15 protein-coding genes and 2 pseudogenes are annotated in these 22161 nt (G+C 69.9%); 11 read left to right on the top strand and 6 right to left on the bottom strand.

Going from position 1 to position 22161, the window contains the following annotated elements:
- Positions 1–61 precede the first annotated feature (61 nt).
- The 6 genes and pseudogenes from ADK67_RS33880 (at position 62) to ADK67_RS33855 (ending at position 7960) form a co-directional block, all read left to right on the top strand.
- Positions 62–451 carry a hypothetical protein gene (locus ADK67_RS33880; RefSeq protein ID WP_053720636.1) on the top strand — a complete coding sequence of 130 codons (390 nt, stop codon included), beginning with the start codon at positions 62–64 and terminating at the stop codon, positions 449–451.
- Between the two features lie 56 nt (positions 452–507).
- Positions 508–921, top strand: a complete 414-nt coding sequence (locus ADK67_RS33875; protein ID WP_053720635.1) for a hypothetical protein — start codon at positions 508–510, stop codon at positions 919–921.
- Positions 922–1014: 93 nt separating this feature from the next.
- A pseudogene (locus ADK67_RS55150) lies at positions 1015–4038 on the top strand (BTAD domain-containing putative transcriptional regulator); the annotation flags it as partial.
- A gap of 449 nt (positions 4039–4487) precedes the next feature.
- On the top strand, positions 4488–5159 hold the full coding sequence (locus tag ADK67_RS33865) for a hypothetical protein (protein WP_157621077.1): 672 nt from the start codon (positions 4488–4490) through the stop codon (positions 5157–5159).
- A gap of 624 nt (positions 5160–5783) precedes the next feature.
- Positions 5784–6545 (top strand): winged helix-turn-helix domain-containing protein, encoded by a 762-nt coding sequence (locus ADK67_RS33860; protein WP_231648472.1) that lies wholly within the window; start codon positions 5784–5786, stop codon positions 6543–6545.
- Positions 6546–6571: 26 nt separating this feature from the next.
- Positions 6572–7960 (top strand): sensor histidine kinase, encoded by a 1389-nt coding sequence (locus tag ADK67_RS33855; protein WP_053720632.1) that lies wholly within the window; start codon positions 6572–6574, stop codon positions 7958–7960.
- A 59-nt stretch (positions 7961–8019) separates the two neighbouring features.
- Here ADK67_RS33855 and ADK67_RS49680 read toward each other — a convergent pair whose 3' ends face one another.
- Both ADK67_RS49680 and ADK67_RS33845 read right to left on the bottom strand, forming a co-directional pair.
- Positions 8020–9477 carry a sensor histidine kinase gene (locus ADK67_RS49680; RefSeq protein WP_082404234.1) on the bottom strand — a complete coding sequence of 486 codons (1458 nt, stop codon included), beginning with the start codon at positions 9475–9477 and terminating at the stop codon, positions 8020–8022.
- Between the two features lie 44 nt (positions 9478–9521).
- A complete protein-coding gene (locus ADK67_RS33845) occupies positions 9522–10208 on the bottom strand; it encodes a response regulator transcription factor (RefSeq protein ID WP_053720630.1) in 687 nt (228 codons plus the stop codon).
- 200 nt (positions 10209–10408) lie between these two features.
- Between ADK67_RS33845 and ADK67_RS33840 the strand changes: the two genes are divergently transcribed.
- Positions 10409–10732: a hypothetical protein gene (locus ADK67_RS33840; RefSeq protein ID WP_053720629.1), complete on the top strand. Its 324-nt coding sequence runs from the start codon at positions 10409–10411 to the stop codon at positions 10730–10732.
- Positions 10733–11250: 518 nt separating this feature from the next.
- Here the strand turns inward: ADK67_RS33840 and ADK67_RS49675 are convergent.
- Together ADK67_RS49675 and ADK67_RS54850 are read right to left on the bottom strand one after the other, a co-directional pair.
- The gene (locus ADK67_RS49675; protein WP_082404233.1) at positions 11251–11418 is read right to left on the bottom strand and encodes a pentapeptide repeat-containing protein; all 168 of its coding nucleotides are present in this window, start codon (positions 11416–11418) and stop codon (positions 11251–11253) included.
- Complete coding sequence (locus ADK67_RS54850) at positions 11415–11666, bottom strand: tyrosine-type recombinase/integrase (RefSeq protein WP_157621083.1); 252 nt, start codon at positions 11664–11666, stop codon at positions 11415–11417. The genes ADK67_RS49675 and ADK67_RS54850 overlap by 4 nt, the downstream gene beginning before the upstream one ends.
- A 196-nt stretch (positions 11667–11862) precedes the next feature.
- Here ADK67_RS54850 and ADK67_RS55475 point away from each other — a divergent pair.
- A pseudogene (locus ADK67_RS55475) lies at positions 11863–12069 on the top strand (nSTAND1 domain-containing NTPase); the annotation flags it as partial.
- 156 nt (positions 12070–12225) lie between these two features.
- Here ADK67_RS55475 and ADK67_RS33835 read toward each other — a convergent pair.
- A complete protein-coding gene (locus ADK67_RS33835; protein WP_053720628.1) occupies positions 12226–13059 on the bottom strand; it encodes an arylamine N-acetyltransferase family protein in 834 nt (277 codons plus the stop codon).
- Positions 13060–13132: 73 nt separating this feature from the next.
- Between ADK67_RS33835 and ADK67_RS33830 the strand changes: the two genes are divergently transcribed.
- From ADK67_RS33830 to ADK67_RS51520, 3 genes are all read left to right on the top strand, one after another.
- Positions 13133–13735, top strand: a complete 603-nt coding sequence (locus ADK67_RS33830; RefSeq protein WP_053720627.1) for a TetR/AcrR family transcriptional regulator — start codon at positions 13133–13135, stop codon at positions 13733–13735.
- A gap of 670 nt (positions 13736–14405) precedes the next feature.
- Positions 14406–18584, top strand: coding sequence for a serine/threonine-protein kinase (locus tag ADK67_RS33825; RefSeq protein WP_053720626.1), 4179 nt, complete (start codon positions 14406–14408; stop codon positions 18582–18584).
- A gap of 139 nt (positions 18585–18723) precedes the next feature.
- Positions 18724–19020 carry a hypothetical protein gene (locus ADK67_RS51520; RefSeq protein WP_157621075.1) on the top strand — a complete coding sequence of 99 codons (297 nt, stop codon included), beginning with the start codon at positions 18724–18726 and terminating at the stop codon, positions 19018–19020.
- A gap of 346 nt (positions 19021–19366) precedes the next feature.
- On the opposite strand, the gene ADK67_RS33820 is transcribed toward ADK67_RS51520, so the two are convergent.
- Complete coding sequence (locus tag ADK67_RS33820; protein ID WP_197289744.1) at positions 19367–21736, bottom strand: tetratricopeptide repeat protein; 2370 nt, start codon at positions 21734–21736, stop codon at positions 19367–19369.
- Positions 21737–22161: the final 425 nt, after the last annotated feature.

The following is a 22161-nucleotide window of genomic DNA, read 5'->3' as shown; positions in this document are numbered from 1 at the left end:
GGCGTGGTGGAACACCCGGGAGTGTTCCCGACATGGTTGGTGGCGAGCAGACGAGGGACAGGTGACCGCGTTCGTCGTCGTACTCGCCACCGGCATCCTCGCCCTGGCCGGACTCACCCTCGACGGCGGTCTCGCACTGGCCGCGAAAGTACGGGCCAACGGCCAGGCCGAGGCCGCCGCCCGCGCCGGAGCCCAGGCCATCGACCTGACCACCTACCGCGGCAGCGGAACCCTACGACTCGTGCCCGCGCAGGCGGTCGCGAACGCCCAGGCCCACCTGACCGCCGAAGGCGCCACCGGAACGGTGACCGTCTCCGGCGACACCGTCACGGTCACCGTGACCGCGTCCCGACCCACCCAACTACTCGGCCTGGTCGGCATCGGCTCGCTGTCGGTGCACGGCACAGGAAGCGCCCATCCACAACGAGGGGTCACCGCGATCGAACCCTGACCTCCACCATCCCGACCGCATCCGATACGGACGCGTCACCGGAAGGAAGAAACAGCATGGCGACGCCCGAAGAGATCCGGCAGCGCGTCGAGCAAGCCGACACCGCCCGTAGCGCCCGCAGGGCCACCGCGGCGCAGCAGGTCGGCGAACTCGCCCACCGCCGGGCCGCCATCACCGAACGACTCGAGGACATCGAACGTCAACTCGGCGACATCCTCGCCGCCGCCCAGGACGTCATCGACATCGACGAACTGGCCGACTTCACCGACCTCAAGGCCGCTGACCTCACCCACTGGCTCGCCGGTCGCAGGACCACCCGCACCAAACGCAAGAAGCCCACACCCGCCATGCCCGCCACGCAGGGCGACGCGAGCCGAGAACCCACCGGGTCCCGCCCGTCCCCGAACGGCGAAGCACCGGCACCTGGTGAGCCTGCCGCGGTCTCCCTCGGAGCTTCGGCGACCGCCTGATCACCTCGCCGGGTGAATCCGACGCGTCCGCCCCACCGCGACCCCTGTGACGTCGAGCAGTGAACCTCGTACCGGCAAGGAATCGAGCACGCCATGGCCGCAGCACCACGCCAACGGCAGCCCGGTGCGCGCGAGCGTGTCCGGCGCGGTGTCGGGCGCCTCACCGGGTGGGTCGGAAGGTTGCTGCGCGGGGTGCTGGCCACCGTGGTCCTCATCGGGCTGCTGGCGGGCCTGCCGTGGGCCCTCACGCACTTCGTCGGCTGGCCCCTGCCCGACCATCCGCCGTCGTGGGCGGAGATCGAAGGCGTGCTGCTCGGTCCGATGACAACGGGGTTCCTGCTGGACTTCCTCGCCTGCACCGGCTGGCTGGTGTGGGCACTGTTCACCCTCGACGTGGCCGGCTGCGCGATCGAGATCGTCCGCGACGTGCGACCGCCCAACCCCGCGGCGACGGCCGGACCGGTGCACCGGGTCGCAGCCGTGCTCGTCGGCGCCACCCTGATCTCGGTCCTGGGACACCGCGCCGCCCTGACCCAACCGAACCCGCCATCCGCCGGACCCGGCACCGGCTCCGAGGTCGTGGCCACCGCCACAGCCTGGAACCACCCGTCCGACCAGAACGCCGCCACCGTCCGCGCCGCCACCTACGCCGCACCCCACCACACCACACCCGCCACCACCGACCAGCCCGCCTCCGCGAAGGCGGCCGTGGCACTGGCGCCGGACCCCATCACAGGCGTGCACGACTCCCTGTGGCGCATCGCCCAACGCACCCTCGGCGACGGCAACCGCTGGCCCGAAATCTGGGAACTCAACAAGGGCAAACCCCAACCGGGCGGCGGCACCTTCACCCGACCCAGCCTGATCTTCCCCGGCGAGGAGTTCGCACTGCCAGCAGGCGCCACCGTGCCGTCGCCACCGCCCGAGAAGCACGTCCCCCCGCCGCCGGTGCCCGAAGAACCCGCACCGACGACCTCGATGCCGCGACCCGGCGGCACGGTGACGCCGGCTCCGTCGACGCGACAAGCCCCGCAGACCACCCACACACCCCAGAGCACCCCGACGACATCGCCGTCGACCCGGCAGCCGCCACCGACCACCGAGACAACACCCGAGCCGGCGATCGGCTGGGGTGTGCAGCTGTTCGTCGGGCTCGGGCTCGCCTCGGCGGTCAGCACAGCCCTGATGATCGCCCGCCGCCGCCACAACAGCCGCTACCGGCCCGGCAGCGGCGACCGCACCGACCTGCCGGTGGCGCCGGTGGTCTACCAGTTGCGGCTGGCGCACCTGCGCGCCGAACAGCACGACGACGACGGCTGGGAAGAGGGAGAGGAGCGTGTACCACCGCCCGCGGTGCTCGTCGTAGGCGCATCCGGGACAGGCTCCGGCGAGCGGGCCGCGTTCGCTCCGGGACTGGGCATCCGCGACGGTCGTGAGATCGCCCTGGACCTCGCCGCCTCACGCGGTGTCGGCCTGGTCGGCGCCGGTGCGCCCGCGACGGTCCGCGCGTTGGTGGTCGCCACGCTCACCACCTCCGCGCAGCGCCCGGCGACCAGCCTGTCGGGGCCGGGAACCCGCATGTTCATCCCGGCGGTTGACCTGGCCTGGTTGCTCGGGCACGGGATCCGCCGGGCGCGTCTGCCCGCTGCGCTCCGCGTTGTCGCCGACCTCGACGCCGCGCTCGACGCGCTGGAGGCCGAGACCCTCGTGCGGGCCGGGACCGGTCGCCGCCAGGGCACGGCGTCGGGCTCGTGGCCGCCGCTGGTGCTGGTGGCACGAACGCCGGAGCACCGGCGGCAGCGGCTGCAGGCGGTCCTGGACAACGGCGCCCCGTTCGGCATCACCGGGTTCCTGCTGGGGCAATGGCAGCCCGGAGTGACCGCCTACGTCCGCGAGGACGGCACCGTCTCGGCCACCGGCCCCGGCCTGGGAGAGGCCCTGCGGGGAACGCGGATGTTCCACCTCGGCGACGACGACACCACCGAGCTGCTGACGCTGCTGCACCAAGCCCAACCAGACACGCCCGGCGGTGCCGATGTGCCCGTGCCGCCGATACCGCGCTCCCGGATCGTGTCCGCGGAACCGACCGCGAACCACCGCACGGCCTCGCCCGGAGGCGGACCGTCGACGACGAGCGGCGTCGACGGCGACGCCACCGAAGCGGAACGCGATATCCGACCGGAAGCCACGATCGCCGCAGGGATGGTGGGGCCTACTGACACCGAGTTGGAGATCCTCGGCTCGTGCCGCGGCACGACGTCCGGCGTTCGTCTGCGCCCAGCGGCTGTTACGGAACCACAGCTGGCAGTACCGCCTCCGCCCGAGGCCGTCGATGTCCTCGACAGCGGCGACGGCAAACCGGAGCCGACCGGAGACCACATCACGACCGCGACCGACCCGACGCCGGACCCCGACACCGAACCCGCCTGGGCGCCGCCGATCACGGTCACGGTGCTCGGCGCGCTCCGCGTGCACTGGAACCCCGGACCCGACGGAGCGGACACCGATCGGCGAGCGCGGGAGATCACCGGGGCATTGCAGCCCAGGACACGGGAACTACTGGTACTGCTGGCGTTGTACCCCGACGGCGCCACCCGTGACGCACTCGTGTCCGCGTTGTGGAACGACGATCCGCCTGCCCGACCAACCAACGCCCTGCACACCGCACTGGCCCGGATGCGCCACGCAGTGGCCACCGCCACCGACCAGACGGTGACTGACATCGTCGTGGTCGGCAACGGCCGCTACCAACTCGATCCGACGGTAATCACGGTCGACTACTGGCGGTTCGCGGACGCGGTGACCACACGCCGCACGGCGACCACCGCCCAGAAACGCGTCCACGCCTACCAGCAGGTGGTCGACAACTACGGCGGGCCGCTGGCCGACGGAATGTCGACCGCATGGATCGAACCCGCACGCGAGGCGATCCGCCGCGACGCGATCGACGCCGTGGCCGCGCTCGCACGCGCCCTGGTCGAGTCCGACCCGCAGCGGACGCTGGACCTGCTGGAGGTCGCGAGGGCGTTCGACCCCCACAACGAACTGCTCTATCGCGACATCATGCGCCTGCAGGAACGACTCGGACAGCTCGACGCGATCCCTCGAACGCTGAGCCTGCTGACCACCCGGTTGGCCGAGGTCGACGAGGCACCTACCCCGCACGCTCGTGAACTCGCGGCCGGGCTCCGCCAGCGCCGCGACAGCACGATCACCGACACGCCATCTGCAACGCGAGGTCGCCGCACGCGAGTCACACGGCGGTGAGGGACGCGTCCGCGCCGCCCGGTTCCACAGCTGCGGAGGTCCAGTTGGTGACCGCGTGCACGCTTACCCCGACCTGGCAGTTGCCGCGCTTGCCCAACGGCCCGCAGTACATCCAGGTGCCGGCGCGGGGTAGCGGCGCGGGGGTCGGCTTGCGAGATCGGAGGCGGCACCGAAAGCTCTGTAGGTACGAATAGTGCGGCCCTTCGACCGGCAGTCGCGATCTAGCATTGGCCGACTGTGGAGGCGGAGGTGTCCTCGACCTCCCACGCAGCCTTCCTGACGGACGAAGGGCGGATCGAGTGCGCAATGAGGTCGGCGGAGTTGTTAACGGCCCCGTCTTGCAGGCAGGCACCATCACCGGCAACGTGCACGTGTACCCCGGTCCGGGCCCATCGGAAGCACCCTCCGCACATCGCGGCCAGTACTTCACCCTGGGCTGGACCCTCGGTGATCAGCTTCCGCTCATGCCCGGGCACGCCCACGAACACATCACCTGGAGCACGTTCGTCGAGGCCCTGCTGGCAGTGGGCTTCACACAACCCGAGGTCGCGACGGTGCTTGCCACCAAGCAGCAGCTGTCGCCGGATCGGTCCGAGTCGTCGGGCCGGGCCGATCGGAGCGTGGTTCTGGAGGCCTACGCCGGCGCGTTGGACGACTTGCATCGACAGATCGAACGGCGGGCCGACCAGGATCAACACGTGTGGTTCATGATCGGGAAGCTGACCGGCGAGATCCGCATGTCCCGCACCTTCGACGAGCACGGCTACACCGAGTCGACCGGGCGCTACTCGGGGTCGGTCTACGAGGCGCACGCCACGCTGGCGAGCCTGGTCGCATCGGTGGACCTGCCACCCACCGCGAGGGTGGCGCTCGATGGATTTCTCGCCGCGGTCGAGAACGGTGTCGAGCTGAAGGATCTCTACAACCGCGCGGACGCGGTCCAGCGCGCCTGCACGATCGGATCCCTGTGAGGCCGCCGATCCTCAAGCACGCCCCATGAGGCAACCGGTCATGCCGGGTACCTGAGCCGTGACGTCCAGCCTCGCCCGATCGAGCCGCGCAGAACCCAGGCGCGGCCGGTCCGAGCCACCGAGCGCTGCCACCGTCAACGCCGGAGCCGGCCTCCCGCTCGCGCACCGCATCGCCGACCGGGTGATCGGGATGAAGCATGGCGTCGGCGGTCGCGTGTCACGTTTGCGCCACTTCGCCTTCACGGTTCCATCGCGGCCGTGGCAGCCATTACCTGGGCCGGCTCAGGCGCCGACATGCTGGCCGGTTTGAACTAACTGACCCGACCGAACAGCACCTCGGGCAGCATGATCCACAACCAACGTCCCCGAGCAATACAATCTAGTCGCGCGCAGGCGGTGTCGCCCACAGGTGTCGGCGAGGTGGTGCGAACGAATGACTCATCCGATCGGCCTAGACAGGGCCTTCTCGCGAGCCCATACGAAAGAAATCCAATGGATTCGCATCGGCACCGTGTCATGCGGCCCTGAACGCTTCCTGAACCGAACGCTTCCTGAACCGGGCTGAAGTGTTCTTCAGGAAACCGTCGACCGATGGGGCATAGTAGGTTCATGCGAGTCCTAGTTGTGGAGGATGATCGACGCCTGGCCGGCTTGCTCGTCCACGGGCTCAACGCAGAGGGTTTCGCGGTCGATTCGAAATGCGTCGGGTCGGCATTCGCGCTGTACCTGCTGTTGGGCGGCCAGGGTATCGTGCCGCCAGTCGTGGTAGAGCCGGAGGCGTTGCCGGAGTATGACGGTCTTGACGGATTGTGGTGGGCTACTGGGTATCCCTATAAGGTGATCAGGTTGGGTCTGATGCCGCCAGGACTGAATGATCACCGGATACGTCGACAGCGGTGGGCGGCAAAGGTGTCGACGCCGATCCTGAAGCGCACCGCAAAGGGCGGCGAGCGCGGCCAGGCCGAAGGTCTCGCCCACAGTGCCGACGATTACCTGACCAAACCGTTTTCCCGGCCGGTACTGGTCGTACGTTTGCGGGTCCCGGCCCGCCACGGTGGCGTGCCCTTCCCAACGGTTCCGCGTGCCGGCGACCCGGATTCGGACCTCGCCGCCCGACTGCGCTACCGCAGGCGGCATCCAGTGGCGCTGACCGCGAAGGAGTTCACGATGCTGGAGTTTCTGCTGCGCCGAGCCGATCGGGCGGTGCCCAGGATGGAGATCGCCGCCCGGGCATGGGACGAGGCCGGCGACCCCGACCCGAATCTGGTCGAGGTCTACATCAGCATCCTACGCTGCAAGATCGACACACCGCTCCGCCGGGATACCGCCACGACGGTCCGTGGCTACGGCTACCGGCTGTGCTGCGACGGCGGAGTCGGCGCATGACCCGCGGGCGGTGGAGGTCGCCGTCGATGCGCGTCCGGGTGACGCTCCTGGCTGCCGTGGCGATCGGCGCGCCGCTGCTCGCCTTGGCGGCTGGTGCGGGGGTGTTCCTCCACAGCCAGGCAACTCGGCCCGACACGGCGCCCAAGATGTACAGCATCTGCATCGAGGCGAGCGTGCTCGCCCGGCCACCTCGACCGCAGCAGCCTCCGGACCCGCATGCGTCGGACCTCGTGCGGTTGGCGTCCCGGTGCGAGGGTGGCTCGAGCGAGATCGAGATAACGTCCGCGAGGATGGGCGACGTCCTCGTGGTCGGAGCCACCGACGCCGACAAAGTGGTGTCGGCCAAAGCCCACTATTTGTCCCAGGCGTGGGTTGCGGAGTTGTCGCTGTGGCCGTTCACCGACCCCGCCGGCATCGACTACCACCCGGTGTCCGACAACGGCAGGATCGGACCGAGTCGACCCGTCTCGCAGCTCCTCCACCTGGGGGACGACCTGGTCGACGCCCAACGGACGATCAACAGACAGGTGCTCGTATTGGCCGTCGGATGGCTGGCACTGGTCGGCATCATCGCCTCCGTGGTCTGGCTTGCCATGGGGCGAGTGCTACGACCGGTGGAGGCGATCCGGCGGGAAATGGCCGACATCACCGAGCACGATCTGACCCGCAGGGTGCCCGTTTCCCACGCTCGGAACGAGATCACGCTCCTGGCGTCCACGGTCAACGCCACCCTGGACCGGTTGCAGCACGCGGTAGACGAGAACCGACGATTCGTGGCTGACGCCTCGCATGAACTGCGCAGCCCGATCACCGCGCTACGGACGGGGCTGGAGATCGCTACCGCACACCCCAGTATGACCGACTGGCCCGCCGTCGTGGACGCTGCCCTTGCCGACACTGAACGCCTTCAGCACCTGGCCACCGACCTGCTCCTGCTGGCCCGCCTCGACCATGTCCCCACCATGACCGGCCACGATACCGCCGTCGACCTCACCCACCTGGTACGCGAACACGCCGTCCGCCGCCGCAGCGAGCACATCCTGACCGCCACCCTGCCGCATCGCCCGGCCCTCGTGCACGGCAGTCGCGCCCTGCTGGAGCGTCTGCTGGGCAACCTGCTCGACAACGCCGAACGCCACGCCACCACCAGCATCGCCGTGCATCTGGACACCACCGATCGGCACGCGATCCTGGAAGTCGTCGATGACGGCCCCGGCATCCCACCCGAAGACCGCGACCGCGTCTTCGACCGCTTCACCCGCTTGGACGACGCCCGCGCCCGTGACAGCGGCGGCGCTGGCCTCGGACTGGCCATCGCACGCCGCATCGCCACCGCGCATGCGGGAACACTCCACGCCACCAATCACCCCACGGGCGGCGCGCGACTTGTCGCCACCCTGCCCCTGGCCCTATAGGTGTCGAGGGTCCATTCCGCGATCGGCTGCGACACATCTTCGGTGAAGGGGTAATTGATCTAGAGGAGTGCGGGGCGCCGGTTCGATGGCGTGCGGGGCAGGGTGGCGACGAGTCGCGCGCCGTGTCGGTTGGGGTGGTCGGTGGCGTTGAGGGTTCCGCCGTGGGTGGTGGCGATGCGGCGGGCGATGGGCAGTCCGAGTCCGGTGCCGCCGCTGTCACGGGTGCGGGCGTCGTCGAGGCGGGTGAAGCGGTCGAAGACGCGTTCGCGGTCTTCGGGTGGGATGCCGGGGCCGTCGTCGACGATTTCCAACACGGCGTGGTCGTCGGTGGTGGCGAGGCGGATGGTGACGGTGGTGGTGGCGTGGTGTTCGGCGTTGTCGAGCAGGTTGCCCACCAGTCGTTCCAGCGCGGCGTGGCGGCCGGGGACCGATACCGGGTAGTCGGGTAGGTCTGCGATGAGGGTGTGGCGGGTCCGGCGGCGGGCGATGTGGTCGGTGGCGAGGGCGGTGAGGTCGACGGTGCCGGCATGGACGGCTGCGGGCGTGGTGGCGGTCTGGTCCAGGCGCGCGAGCAGGAGCAGGTCGGTGGCGAGGCTTTGCAGGCGCTGGGTGTCGGCCAGTGCGGCGTCGACGATGTTGGGCCAGTCGGCCTGGTCTGGGTGGGCGGTGGCGATTTCCAGTTCTGCGCGCAGGGCGGTAATGGGGCTGCGTAGTTCGTGGGAGGCGTCGGCGACGAAGCGTCGGTTCTCCTCCACTGCGGCCTGCAACCGATCCAGGGTGGTGTTGACCGTGGTCGTGAGGCGTGCGATTTCGTTGTGGGCCCGCGGCACGGGTACGCGTCGGGTCAGGTCGTGCTCGGTGATGTCGGCCATCTGGCGCCGGATCGCCTCTACCGGCCGCAACACCCGGCCGGTCGCCACCCACGCCACCAGTGCGAACAACCCGATCAGCGACAACGCACCACCGCCCAGCGACATGATTTGAAGATTCAGGGTTCGCTGGGCCTGCGTGAGTTGGTTCCGTACTTTCAGCCACCTCGCCTCGTAGACTGGGCCTAGGTCTTTCATCGTCGTTGGGTCGTCTGGGTCCAGGCTTAATCCCAGTCTGGAGAGCGGATACCGGCCTTCCACCGTGCCGTCGGTACGCCATCTTCCAAACTCGATGGAGTCGGTGTCCGTGAATGGCCACAGCGAAAGGTGCGGAATGTACGGACCGGATGTGCGCTGGGCGAACACCGAGATGACCGTTTCCGAGGTTCCGACTCCTGGAAGTCTGAGGTCGTCGACTTTCACCGGCGGCAGCTGCAGACTGTCGCCGTCAGCGACGCACTCACTCGCCCAACTCGGCCCATCAGCTACCAGATTGGTCTCGGGGCGAATGTATACGCCGAAGGCACAGATTTGACTGGCCTGGCCATCCGGTGATACCCCGTATCGCATGGCCTGGTTCTTGAGGAAGACGGCGGCCAGCGCCGCCACGGTGATGATCGGCACGGCGACGACCAGGGTGGCGATCAAGGTGACTCGCCTGCGTAGTGAACGCCGTCTGGGCATCCGCCCGCTCATGCGAGTAACCCTTCCCGGCTACCCAGGCGATAGCCCGTGCCGCGGACTGTGATTATGGTGCGCCGGCCGAAGGGTGTGTCGATCTTGCGGCGCAGGCTGCTGATGTAGACCTCGACCAGGTTGGGTTCCGGCTCACGGGCCTCGTCCCACACGCCGGCGATGATCTCGGCCTTGGAAACCACCCTGTCCCGGTGGCGCAGCAGGAACTCCAGCACCGCGAACTCCTTGGCGGTCAGCATGATCGGCGTGTCGCCGCGGCGGCAGGTCCGCATCGCCGGGTCCAGTTCCAGGTCGCCGGCGCGCAGCACGGCCGGTCGCGGCGTGGCGCCGCGGCGCGCCAGTGCCCGCAGTCGGGCGACCAGCACCAGGTAGGAGAACGGTTTGGTCAGGTAGTCGTCCGCGCCGATGTCCAGGCCCTCGGCCTCGTCCAGCTCGCTGTCCATGGCGGTGAGCATCAGGATCGGCGTCCACACCTGCGCGGCCCGCAGTCGCCCGCACACCTCGTAGCCGTTGAGTCCGGGCAGCATCACGTCCAACACGATCACGTCGTAAGCGTGCTCGCCCGCCCGCCACAACCCGTCCAGACCGTTGTATTCCACGTCGGTGACGAAATTCTCCGCCGCGAGCCCGCGCACGAGCAGCCCGGCCAACCGACGATCGTCCTCCACCACCAGTACCCGCATAGCCGCACTATGCCCTATTGCGATCAATGACCCTGAAAGACGCTTCAGGTTGCTTCAGTCTCCTTTCAGGGACTGCCCGGCACTGTGGCAAACGCATCACAGGTGAAGAACATGCCGATTCAATCACCACACGGAGGAAGAACATGGCGTTGCGTAAAGCGTTGGCTGCGCTTGGCGTCGTCGCGGTCGGTCTCATTTGGATGGCACCGTCGCCCGCGGCCGCCGTGCCGGTCGAGGGCGGCGTGTCGGCATCGGCGGCGTGTCGTCCGCACTCGCACTCGGCGAAGGACACGTTCAACAACGGCTACCCGTCCAAGGGCAGCGTCCCGGTCCGCTCGGCGGGCCCGTACGGGGACTGTCCGATCGACGGCTCTATCGACAGCAGCACGCGGCTGCACTACCACTGCTACACGGTCAACGACTACGGCAACACCTGGACGTGGGTCCGGGTGGTCGGAGAGGGCATCGCCGGCTGGGTCTGGGACGAGAACCTGGAAGGTTACGGCTCAGCCGTGCGCTGCTGACGCGCCTCCCGTGTGGCGTCACCGCACGACCGGACGGAGACGCCACACGGGAGGGATCAACCCATTCACGAGGGAGGACGATGACGAGACCCTTACGATGGGCGATCGCCGTATCCGTGGCCGCCGTGCTGGCTGGGTTCACCACCGCCTCGGTGGCAGATGCGACTCTCGTGAACCCAACGACGACCAGCACGACGGCTGCGCTTCCGCCGAAGGGGGACGCGGACGTCCACGGCGTGTTCGACGGCAACCTCGACCACCCCGAACGCCGAAACTGGCAAAACGATCTGCGCAAAACAGAGGTACTCGCACCCAAAAGCAGATCAGATGTCCTCTTAGGTCTTCCTCCGCAGCCGATCGCGTCGACACGCCGAGACCTACAGCGGCGCCCGCGTCCGTGAACTCCGCAACTTCAATAGCCGGGGTTACCAACACGACCCGACGGGTTCGATGCGCCAACCAGACACCGGCGTGCGCCGAACGTGACGCCAAGCCGATAGCAGGTGACGCCCGGCCGGTCAGCTCCGCCGAACGTCTCGATGGTCCACATCGCGCAGGTCCGCCTTCGTCAGGTCGGCTTTGGTGATGTCTGCGTTGGTGAGTTCCCCGCCGGTCAGGTCCCCGCCGGTCAGGTCCGACCTCGCCAGATAGGCGTGGCCGAGCCTGCTGTGCCTTAAGGAACTCACGCACCCTTGGTGTTCTGATAGTCGCTGGACAGCGCGGTGTGGATCGCGGTGGTCACAGCGTGGGAGTGGCCGAACTGCTCGGTGACGAACCGCGCGTCGTAACCGGCCTCTATCAGCCTGGTCACGTACGTATGGCGCAGGCAATGGACACAGAGGCAGTCCGGCAACCCCCGCCGCAGCGCGCCAGTGCGCGAGCCGGTCGTCGACCGACCGGTTGGAGATCGCCTGCCCCGCCCGGTCGGAAACATCACCCCGTCGTCGGGCCGGTCGTTTAGAACAGCGGCCGGATCTGCGCGACGTAGTACTCCAAGGTAATCACCGCCCACGGCCAGACAGAGACCACCATCCGGCGGTGCGGCGGCTGACCGGGCAACGACTTCCCCACCGCACTGCCAGTTCGGCGAGGTCGCCGAACTGCGCCAGCTCGGCCTGCCGTCGTCAGTCGTGGATCTCCAGGCACGGGGTCAGCGCCGGGTCATATCTGGCCAGGTCAGCGGCGACTGCCCGTATCCCGGCCTGGCGGCCTTCGATCGGGCACAGGCGGGGTGGTTCTTCGGGCGCGAGGGGGTGGTTGCCGACGTGGTCGCGCGCCTGGATCGATGGGTCCGGACCGGTGGTCTCCAAGTGGTCATGGCGCCCTCGGGCGCGGGCAAGTCGTCGTGCTGCGCGCCGGTTTGCTGGCCGGTCTCGACACGGGCGTGCTGCCCGCCTCGAACGAGTGGCCGAAGCTGTTGCGGCCGTTCACGTTGGCCAGGCGGTTCATCGGCTCGGACCGGTCGCCGTGGTGTGCCACACCGGTTCCCGTGCTCAGGTCCGCCCGGCCCGCTGTCGGATGGCCAGCCAGGCCTCGTGTTGGTGGGCGGTCTTCTCCCAGAGCGTGGTCAGGTGTCCGGGTTCGATGTCGTCCAGCGGGATTCGGAACTCCGTCAGCGCCGCGGCGAATTCGTCGAGGGTGGACAACGTGCGTTGGTCGGTGCGGTAAGGGCCGGTGCGGGTGATCGTGCGTGCGCGGAGGGCCAGTTCGTGGTCGTCGCGGTGGTGTTGAGCCACGAGCACCCTGGCGAACGGGGAGTCGGCCGGCTTGTCCGCCGCCCTGTTGGCGTACTCGGCGAGTTCGCGTGGCGCGGTGCGGAAGTCGTAAGAGGAGACCGTGCCCTCCGGGTGGTGGTGCACACGCCACGTTCCAGTGTCGAGACGTTCCATCCGGTAGGCCAGCCTCTCCTGGCGGTGCGTGCCCTCCCGCAGCGGCAGCGGTTCGAGGAACGCGTCTCCGATCCCCGTGTCGGCCAGCCACCGCTGTCCCTCGACGTCCACCAGCAGGGCGATGTGGTTGCCCCACTGCCCCTCGCCGCGGGTGGCGCGGAGCACCGCCGCCTCCACGATCGTCACAGTGAACCCGACCGCCCGTAGCAGCAGGGCGAGCGCGCCGTTCATCTCGTAGCAGAGACCTCCGCGCCCTCGACGCGCGAATTTGTCCACCAGCGCGTCCGTTGTGAGCAGGACCGGCCGGGCGAGCTGGATGTCGATGTTCTCGTACGGAACCCGCAGCCGCCACGCCCGGTGCAACCCGCGCAGCGTGACCAGATCGGCCCGGACGGGCTCGCGGTACTCCAGTCGCCTCAGAAACGCCTCGATCGCCATGTCCGCCCCTCGCTACATGAACTCCAGATTTAGAGTGACTCTAACATTACGGTCACTCCAGTACCATGACCGCATGACCGAACCGACGGGGTTGCGAGAGCGGAAGAAGCAGCGCACCCGGAGGGCGCTGGTCGAAACGGCGTACCGGCTCTTCGCGCAGAAGGGCTACGACCGGACGACCACCGCCGAGATCGCCGCCGCCGCCGAGGTGTCCAACGCGACGTTCTTCAACCACTTCGCGACCAAAGAGGACCTGGTCCTCACCGAGGACGGCGAGCACATCCTGCGCGCCGGGCTGGACGTCATCGCGGAGCGCCACTCCGGCGACACGGCGCTCGACGTCCTGCGGCGCGCGATGCTGCGGATGCTGGCCGAGGCCGGGGCAGGACTCCGCGACCCGGCCGGCGACCTGGAGATGATCCGGCTGGACCTGATCACCTCGGTGCCGGCGCTGCGAGCGACCATGCTGCAACGGGCATTCGACGCCCAACAACAACTGGCCGCCGCACTCCGACACACCTGCGCCGACGAACTCGACGACATCGACGCCGCCGCGATCGTCGGCGGCGTCACCGGAGCCGTTCTCGCCGCCGGACAGGCAGCTCTGCGGACCGGCCAACCCCTCGGGACGGCAATGCGGCGTGCCATCGACATCGCAACCAGGCAACCGAAGTGACCACGCAGGCAACGGCGACGTCCGAACCCCACGTCCTGACTACTGCGATCCCCGAACCGAACGTCCGCTTCTGCCGCTGATCGGGTGCTCCGGGTTGCGCGCTCATGTCGATGTCCGGTCGTCGGCGGCGTTGTCGAGTCGGTTGGTGTTGCATGTCCCTGTGGTCGGGGAGGCGTGCTCAGTCGTCCGTGACGGCGTTCAGTTTCTGGCGGACGATCCTGGTCTTGGGGTGCTCGGGCCCAGCACCCGCTCGCAGTCCGCGAGGGTGGCTTCGTACAGCGGGATGACCCGGCCCAGGTCACCCGCCGCCTGGCAGGCGTAGGCCGGGAGGTCAGCGTGCAGGGGTGGTCGGGGCCGTGGAGGCGTTCGCTGCTGCGGGCGTCGCGTGTCGTGTAGGCGATGGTGGTCGAGGTGTCGCCTTGGTCGTCGAGTTGGGATCGCGATCTGGCTGAGCAGTAGGCAGGTCTGTGGGGTGTCGGTCGCTCGGTCCACGAAGTGGCGACACGGGATGGTGTTCAACCATCAGAGTTGCCCGCGAGGGCACCTCCTCCCTACCGGCCTTGGACTCATGCCGCCGAAGCGGGCGGAAACATCCGCTTGACCCGGTGACTCCGGGCACACGGCAGCGCGAAGCCGGTTTACTGCTCATCGCACGCGGCGGAGGAGGAACATGGCGGAGCGGTTCGGGCCCTACCTGGTCGGGGAGTTGTTGGGCCGTGGTGGCATGGGGGTGGTGCACCGGGCCCACGACACCGTCAACGACCGCACGGTGGCGCTCAAGCGGCTGTTGTCCGACGACGAGGAGTTCGAGGCCCGGTTCCGACGGGAGTCCCGGATCGCGGCAGGGCTCTCGCACCCGCACGTGGTCCCGGTGCACGCGTACGGCGAGATCGACGGCACGCTCTACCTCGACATGCGGCTCGTGGAGGGCGTCCACCTCAACCGGCTGCTGGCCGACGGCCTGACGCCGGACGCCCTGCTCGCGCTGCTGCGGCAGGTCGCCGAAGCGCTCGACGCCGCGCACTCCGCCGGGCTCGTGCACCGGGACGTCAAGCCCTCCAACGTCCTGGTGGACCGGTTCGGGCACGCCTACCTGGCCGACTTCGGCATCGCCCTACCCACGGCGGCCACCGCGATCACCCGGACCGGGCAGTTCATCGGTTCGCTGGACTACATCGCGCCCGAACGGCTCGGCGGCGAGGTGGACGGCCGCGCGGACGTCTACTCGCTCGCCTGCGTGCTGTTCGAAGGGCTGACCGGCCGGCTGCCGTTCGACGGGGTCGAGCCCGCCGCGAAGCTGGCCGCTCACCTGCTGGAGCCGCCGCCCGTCCCGTCCCGGCTCGACCCGCGCATCGGGCCCGGTCTGGACGCGGTGCTGGCCCGTGGCCTGGCCAAGGAGCCGGACCACCGCTACCCGACGGCGTCCGCGCTGATCTCCGCCGCCGCCGAGGCCGCCCGGCTCAACGGCACCATGACCGTGGCCGCCGACACCGCCGAGCGCGAGCTGTTCGTCCAGGCGGTCATCCGCTCGGCCGCCGGCACGGTCACCCGCGCGCCGGGTGAGGGCTGCCCCTACCCGGGGTTGCGCGGGTTCACCGAGCAGGAGGCCGGTTGGTTCCACGGCCGGGCGCACGTGGTCACCGAGCTGGTGGTGCGGCTGGCCGAGCAGGCCGTCCAGCCGGAGCCGACGATCGTCGTGGGCGCGTCGGGCGCGGGCAAGTCGTCGCTGCTGCGCGCGGGGCTGCTGCCGGCGGTGCCGGACTGGCCGCACGTGGTGCTGACCCCCGGCGCGGACCCGATCGGTGCGCTCGCCGGCGCCGTCGCGGGCGTCATCGGAGCCGATCCCGCCGTGCTCGCGGACGGCATCCGGGCCGGCAGGCTCGCGCTGACCCGGCGGGTGCTGATCGTGGTGGACCAGTTCGAGGAGCTGTTCACGCACGACATCGGCGACCACGAGCGCGTGGCGTTCACGTCGGCCCTGGCGGACGCGGGCTCGGGTCTTGTGGTGCTGTCCGTGCGGGCGGACTTCGTGGACCGCTGCATCGGTCTGCCGCCGCTGCGCCGCGCCCTGGCCCGCGCGGTGATCGTGGGGCCGCTCGGCGTGGACGAACTCGGCCGGGCGATCACCGCGCCCTCCGAGGCGGTGGGCACGTCCGTCGAACCCGGGCTGCCCGCCCGGCTGATCGCCGACCTCGGCGGCGCCGACTACGACCCGGGTGCACTGCCCCGCCTGGCGCACGCGCTGCGCGAGACCTGGCACCACCGCCAGGGCGACACCCTCACCCTGGCCGCCTACCTGGCCACGGGCGGGATCGACGGCGCCGTCGCGCGCACCGCCGAACAGGTCTACGCGCAGCTCTCTTCCTCCGACAAGCACGCCCTGCGCACGATCGTGCTGCTCATGACGAGCGTGCACGACAGCGGCGCGGTCACCCGCAGACGCGCGGTGCTGCCGCCGAGCCCGGTGTTGGACCGGCTCGTCGAGGCCCGGCTGGTCACCGTCGACCGGAACGGCGCGCAGCTCAGCCACGAGGCGCTGCTGTCCGCTTGGCCCCGGCTGCGCACCTGGGTGGACGAGGACCGCGACGTCCTGGTGGCCCACCGCAGGCTCGCGGACGCCGCCCGGCGCTGGGTCGACGCGGGCCGCCATGCCGGTGACCTGCCGCGTGGGCCGCGCCTGGTGACGACCCTGTCGTGGGCCTCCGGGCACCCCGCCCTCACGCCCGTCGAGCGGGACTACCTCGACGCGATCCGCCGGGCGCGCCGGCGGTCCCGGACCGCCCGGGTGACCACCGCCGCCGCGTCCACCGCGCTGGTGGTGGTCGTCGCGATCGCCGCCACCATGGCGGTACTGGCCCGTGACGAGTCGGCGCAGCAGCTGTCCCGGCAACGCGCCACCGAGTCGTTGACCACCCTGGACCCGGTGCAGGCGATGCGCGACGCCCTGCGCGCCCAGCACGCCGCCCCGACCCCGGAGGCGCGTTCGGCGCTGCTCACGGCGCTGACCCGGACCGCCCCGCTGACGTTCACCGGGCAGGACCACCCGACCTTCGCCACCGCGCGGGCCATCGCCGTGGACCCGGAGGGGCGGCGCATCGCCGTGGGTGGGTACCGGGGCGAGTTCCTGGTCTGGGACGTCGTCGAACGGCGGGCGCTGATCTCGGTCGAGGACAGCGGCAACAGCGCCGACGAGGACGTGGCCGGTCTCCGGTTCTCCCCGGACGGTGCGCGCCTCGCGGTCTCCGCCGGCGACACCACCGTGTGGAACCTCGGCTCGAAGTCGAAGGAGTACGGTGGCCCGCGCACCGGCGGGTGGCCGTCGGGCGCGGTCGACTGGAGCCCGGACGGGACGCTCGCGGTCGCCGTCGGCGGCGGGCTGGAGTTGTGGCGCGACGGCACCCGCATCCGGTCGGCGTTCGCGCACGGTGCGCTGGTCAGCGACGTGAAGTTCCGCCCGGACGGGCGACGGCTGGCGGTCGGGCGGTCCGATGGTGTGCTGGAGGTGTGGGACCCGACCGGGGAACGGATCGCCCTGCGCACCGAGCACCGCGACGCGCAGCCGGACTCGAACCACCTCGTGCGCCTGGACTACGCCTCCGCGTTCCTGGCGTCCACCCGCCACCACGGCACCGTGCGGCTGTGGAACCCGGACACCGCCGAACCGCTCGGCTCGCTGGCGACCGGCGACGGCGCGATGGCCGTGCTCGGCGACGGTGAACGAGTGCTGGTCACCGACACGGGAAAGGTGACCGCGCACTCGCCCGTCGACGGTGCCGTCATGGCCGAGTACCCGGCCGACGTCAGCCCTGTCTCCGTACTGGCCTCCTCCGGCGGCACCATCGCCGCCAGAGCGACGGACAAGGCGGCGGACACGGCGACGGCGAGGGTGACGCCGGTCGACATGGTCGTGGTGTGGCGGCCCACCCCGCACCGCTACGACGGCCTGTACGGCGCCGCCCAGAGTCTGGCCGTCGATCCCGCCGGCACGCCGTGGGTCGCCGACGAGCACCGCGTGGTGCCTGTCCGGAAGGGCGAACCAGTGACGGGCGTGGACGTCCGGTTCGGCCCGCGCGGGCACCGTGCGGTGACCCGCGAGCTGACCACGGGAAAGGAGATCGCGGTAACCGACCCGGACGGCGAGGAGCGGACGGTGCCACTGGCGGCGGGCACCGAGGTCAGGGACGTCGCGGTGGCGGCGGACCTGATCGCGGCCGTACTGCGTCCGCCGGGGGCGAAGGACTACTCCGAGATCCGGGTCTGGACGCTGGACACCTTCGCCGAACGCGCCCGCGTCGAGACGCCCTACCCGGCGCGAGACCTGCTGTTCTCACCGGATGGAAGGTGGCTCGCCGGCGAGATGCTCGGCGACGTCAGCGTGTGGTCACAGGCGTGGGACACCGGATCGTTCACCCGCCAGGAGGGCCGTGTCGAGGACAAGGATCTGCTCGCCGTCACCTTCCACGGCGGATCGCTGGTCGTCGCGGCGGGCGGGACCGCGAAGTTCACCGACCCCGCCACGGCGCGCGTCGAACGGGAGATCGCGATCGGCCCCGACGTGACCGACCTGGCCATCGCCCCCGACGGCAAGACCATGGCGACCGCCTCCTCCGGCAGCGCCGAGGTGCAACTGTGGGACGTGGCGACCGGGGAGAAGCTGGCCGGCGTCCAAGGCCACAGGTCGAGCCCGCGCCCGAACCCACCTCGCCTCGCCTTCACCGCCGACGGGCTGGTGAGCGCCGGTGACGAGGTGCTGATGATCCCGACCGACACGGACACGGCCGTCACCCGACTGTGCGCGCTGCTGACCGCCGTGCCCAGGGCCGACACCACCGACACCGGCTGCACGTGATCCGGGATCACCCGCCACGGTGGAACGGGCCAACGGAGGCACCCGGCAGGCGCGCGGGTCCACGTCCACCAGCACGGCAACGACGAGCAGCCTGGCGGGCACCGCCTGCGCCCTGTCATCGGTACCTCCGCGTGATGCCATGCTCGAGCAGCGGTGGACGCAGCACCTGGACGACGTGGTCGCCGCCGTGCAGGCAAATGCGTCGGTCAACGGCGACACCTCGATCGAGCTGTACCGACTGGCGTGGCAGGCGCTGCCCGATGACATGTCCGGGCTGGGCCGGTCGGCCTCGGTGAGCTTCCGATGGGCCGGGACAGGATGTCGAGGGCTGTGGCGGACGCCGGGCAGGAACGACGTGTGGTGTGCCGGGCCCAGGGAAACGGGCCGGACAGCGCGGTCTGGCTGGCGACCGCCGACACCGTCGGACGCGACCTGACGAACATCCGCTTCTGCCGCGACCGGTGCGGCCGGGCTCGCGCCGTGGGGATCGTGGCTCATGGATGTCGTATCGGATGTTGATGATGTTGTAGTGCGGTTGGCGACCTCGGCCTACCTCGGGCGGTTCACCGGGGCGTCGCGGGTCCACTCCGAGTCCGACCTGCGGCTGTTCTTCGCTTGGTGCACGGAGCGCAGGCCAGCCCCACTGTCGGTCGAGCGGGCGCAGGTGGAGCTGTACGTGCGGTGGATGCAGGAAGTCCGCCGTTTCAAGCCCTCCACCGTGCCCTGGCGAGTCCCCTCGCTGCCGGGGCTGTATGGACGGGTTTCGGCGGGCACTACGCCTATCAGGACAACCGGCTGCGCAACAGCACGAGGTTGCTGCGGGTTATCAGCGTGTCCGGGTGTTGGGGCCCGAGGACCCGGTTCCGTTCTGACAGCACCGCCTCCAGATCCGCGACCGCCTCTGCGACGTCACCGGCCCGGCCGCGCCAGTGAGCGAGGTTCGCCCGGGTGAGCAGAGTGTCGGGGTGGTCGACTCCCAGGACCCTCGTGTCGTCGGCCAGCACGGTGGTCAGGTCGGCGACGGCGCCAGCGATGTCGCCCGCTGTGCCGCGCCACACTGCGAGGTTGTGTCGGGCGGTGAGCGTGTAGGGGTGATCGGGTCCGAGCGCCCGGATGTGCTCGGACAACAGTTGCTCCAACTCGACGACGGCATCGCCGGGCGTCGAGCCGGTTGTCGTGCGCCATCGGGCGAGCGTTCCGCGGGTGGCGAGTGTGCTGGGGTGGTCGGGGCCCAGCACACGCTGCCTGCCTGCCAGCACGGCCTCGAGATCCGCGACTGCGCCCTGTGGGTCGCCGGCCTCCCGCCGCCAGCGCGCGAGGCTGCTGCGGGTGGCCAGCGTGTCGAGGTGGTCGGGGCCTAGGATGCGGACCTTGGCTCGCAGGACGCCTCGCAATGCGGCCACAGCCCTGTGGGGTTCTCCGGCTTCGCCTCGCCAGGACGCCAGGTTGCCGCGGGTGCCGAGTGTGTCGGGGTGGTCGGGGCCGAGTAGGCGGGCTTGGTCGGTCAGCAGGGTTTCGAACTCCCGCACCGCATCGTGCAGGCCGCCGTTCTCGGCCAGGAGCGCAGCGATGTTGTGCCGGGTGACCAGCGTGTCGGGATCGTCGGTGCCCAGCACGTGTCCCTGGTCGGCGAGCAGGGCCCGGAACTGGGCGAGCGCTCCGATCGGGTCTCCTGCCTCGCCGCGCCATGTCGCGTAGTTGTGGCGGGCGTTGAACACCGCGCGGTGTCGCGGCCCCAGGTGCCGCGCGGCGGCATCGTGCAGCCGGAGGTACCAGTCGCGGGCCTGCACGACCAGGCCGCCGTTGCCGAGGCTCTGTCCGGCGCGGAACAGCACTTGGTGGCCACCGTCGTGCCACAGGTGCACACCGGCTGCGTGATGGAGCGCCTCGGTGTTGGCCCGCAGGACTTGGGAGAGCACGCTGTCGCCCTCGATAGCTGGCCACACCTCCAGCAGGGCCTCGGCGACAGTTCGAGTGACGGTGCGATGCAGGTCCTCGGGCATGTTGTCGCGTGTGGCGCGCTGCACCAGTGCGTGCACCCGCACCGCGCGGTGCGGTTCGGCTGGATCAAGCGTGACCAGGCTCAATCGGCGCAGGCAGTTCAGCGCGTCACGGGTGTCGTCCGTCGTGACGGACCGGCCGGTGGTGTGCGACAGCCACCGTGTCACGGCGGCGGAGGCGAAGATGTCGATCGGAATGCCGTTGGCGTCCATCTGGGCGGCCGCTTGTAGCAGCGGCTCGGCCAGCCCGGCGGGTTCGAGGTGATTGGCCTGCTCGATCGACAGCGCCCACGTGGCGGCGACCGTCACACGGTGCCCGTCAGGCAGGGCCTCGTTGTCCGGAAGCAGCGCCGCAAGCCGTCGCCTGGCCGCCCATCGTGCCTCGTAGGCCGAACAGGTCAGGTCGCGGTCCAGCATGTAGGCGGCGGCTTGGGCCAGCGCCAGCGGGAGATAACCCAAGTCCTTGGCCAGGTCGTCGACATGGTCGAGCAGTTGCGGTTGGTCGACCAACGCAGACCGCAGATACATCCCGGCTTCCTCCGGGGTGAACACGCCGACCTCGACGACCTGGCGGTCGTGTCCACGCAGAGCGGCGTCCTGGCGGCGCGTTGTCACCAGAACCTTCCCGGTCGGATTGGGCGGCGGCCACAACCCGTCGATATCCCCGGGCCGGCACACGTCATCAAGCACCACCAACCAGTTGGACCGGGTGCGCGCCAGCCACTCCAGCAGCCGCCGCGCGCCCACCTCGGAGTCCGGCTCGTCGAGGCCCGTCAGATCCGCGGCGACTCGCGCGTACTCCGAGACGACCGCATCACGCGACGCCGCGGTGATCCACACCAACAGGTCTATCTTGCCTGCGCCCCACAACCGTTCCGCGTGGTCTATCGCCAACTGGGTCTTGCCGACCCCGCCAAGGCCCGACAACACCCGCACCGCTGTCGAGGCTCCGGTCGCCCTCCCAACGGCCCCGAGCACCGGAAAAGTCACACGGCGAACCTGGAACGCCCCGGCCCGCGGCGGCACCACACCCGCACGGTAAGGCAGGGCGACACGGCGAGTCGTACCATGGTGGTGTTGATGGACACCGCCCTCGATCGTGTGCGCCTGCACCATGGGCGCGGCGACGACACCGAGGATGGCGTTGGACACCACCGATGGTCCCTCACGCCCCGACGTCATGGGACCGAGTATGCCGATCCCCCATTGTGCGGAGGGCGCACAAATGCGGCGATCATCCTCCTACCTGCTTCCTACCGGGCCAGAGGCGACCGCTGCGAGGATCGAACGCGTACATCCTGCTCAGCGGGATATTCTGCTCGCAGAGCGGGCTGCCCAGGTCATCTGAACCCCACTCGGGCCGTGACACTCGGCCGCGGTACGTGTGTGAACGTCCGGTCATGCCGCTGATCGGGTGCTTCGGGTTGCGCGCTCATGTCGATGACGCTGCTCATGATCGGTGTCTGGGATGATGGAGCGGTGAACGGGACGGCCCGGAGCCTGTGGGTACTGGCTCGGTCCGAGGTGCCCAGGTGGCCTGACGTTCGGTCGTTCGTCGATTAATCTTTCGATTCGGC

It is taken from the genome of Saccharothrix sp. NRRL B-16348 (assembly GCF_001280085.1).
In the GTDB taxonomy this organism is placed as follows: Bacteria; Actinomycetota; Actinomycetes; order Mycobacteriales; family Pseudonocardiaceae; genus Actinosynnema.
Note: the sequence above shows the minus strand (reverse complement) of the source record. Positions and strands in the feature narration are given on the sequence as shown.

Bases quoted from the DNA above. Each gene is read 5' to 3' on its own strand.
- ADK67_RS33875 (WP_053720635.1), top strand. From the start codon at position 508: ATGGCGACGCCCGAAGAGATCCGGCAGCGCGTCGAGCAAGCCGACACC.
- ADK67_RS33855 (WP_053720632.1), top strand. From the start codon at position 6,572: ATGCGCGTCCGGGTGACGCTCCTGGCTGCCGTGGCGATCGGCGCGCCG.
- ADK67_RS33845 (WP_053720630.1), bottom strand. From the start codon at position 10,208: ATGCGGGTACTGGTGGTGGAGGACGATCGTCGGTTGGCCGGGCTGCTC.
- ADK67_RS33840 (WP_053720629.1), top strand. From the start codon at position 10,409: ATGGCACCGTCGCCCGCGGCCGCCGTGCCGGTCGAGGGCGGCGTGTCG.
- ADK67_RS54850 (WP_157621083.1), bottom strand. From the start codon at position 11,666: ATGTTTCCGACCGGGCGGGGCAGGCGATCTCCAACCGGTCGGTCGACG.
- ADK67_RS33835 (WP_053720628.1), bottom strand. From the start codon at position 13,059: ATGGCGATCGAGGCGTTTCTGAGGCGACTGGAGTACCGCGAGCCCGTC.
- ADK67_RS33830 (WP_053720627.1), top strand. From the start codon at position 13,133: ATGACCGAACCGACGGGGTTGCGAGAGCGGAAGAAGCAGCGCACCCGG.
- ADK67_RS33825 (WP_053720626.1), top strand. From the start codon at position 14,406: ATGGCGGAGCGGTTCGGGCCCTACCTGGTCGGGGAGTTGTTGGGCCGT.
- ADK67_RS51520 (WP_157621075.1), top strand. From the start codon at position 18,724: ATGCTCGAGCAGCGGTGGACGCAGCACCTGGACGACGTGGTCGCCGCC.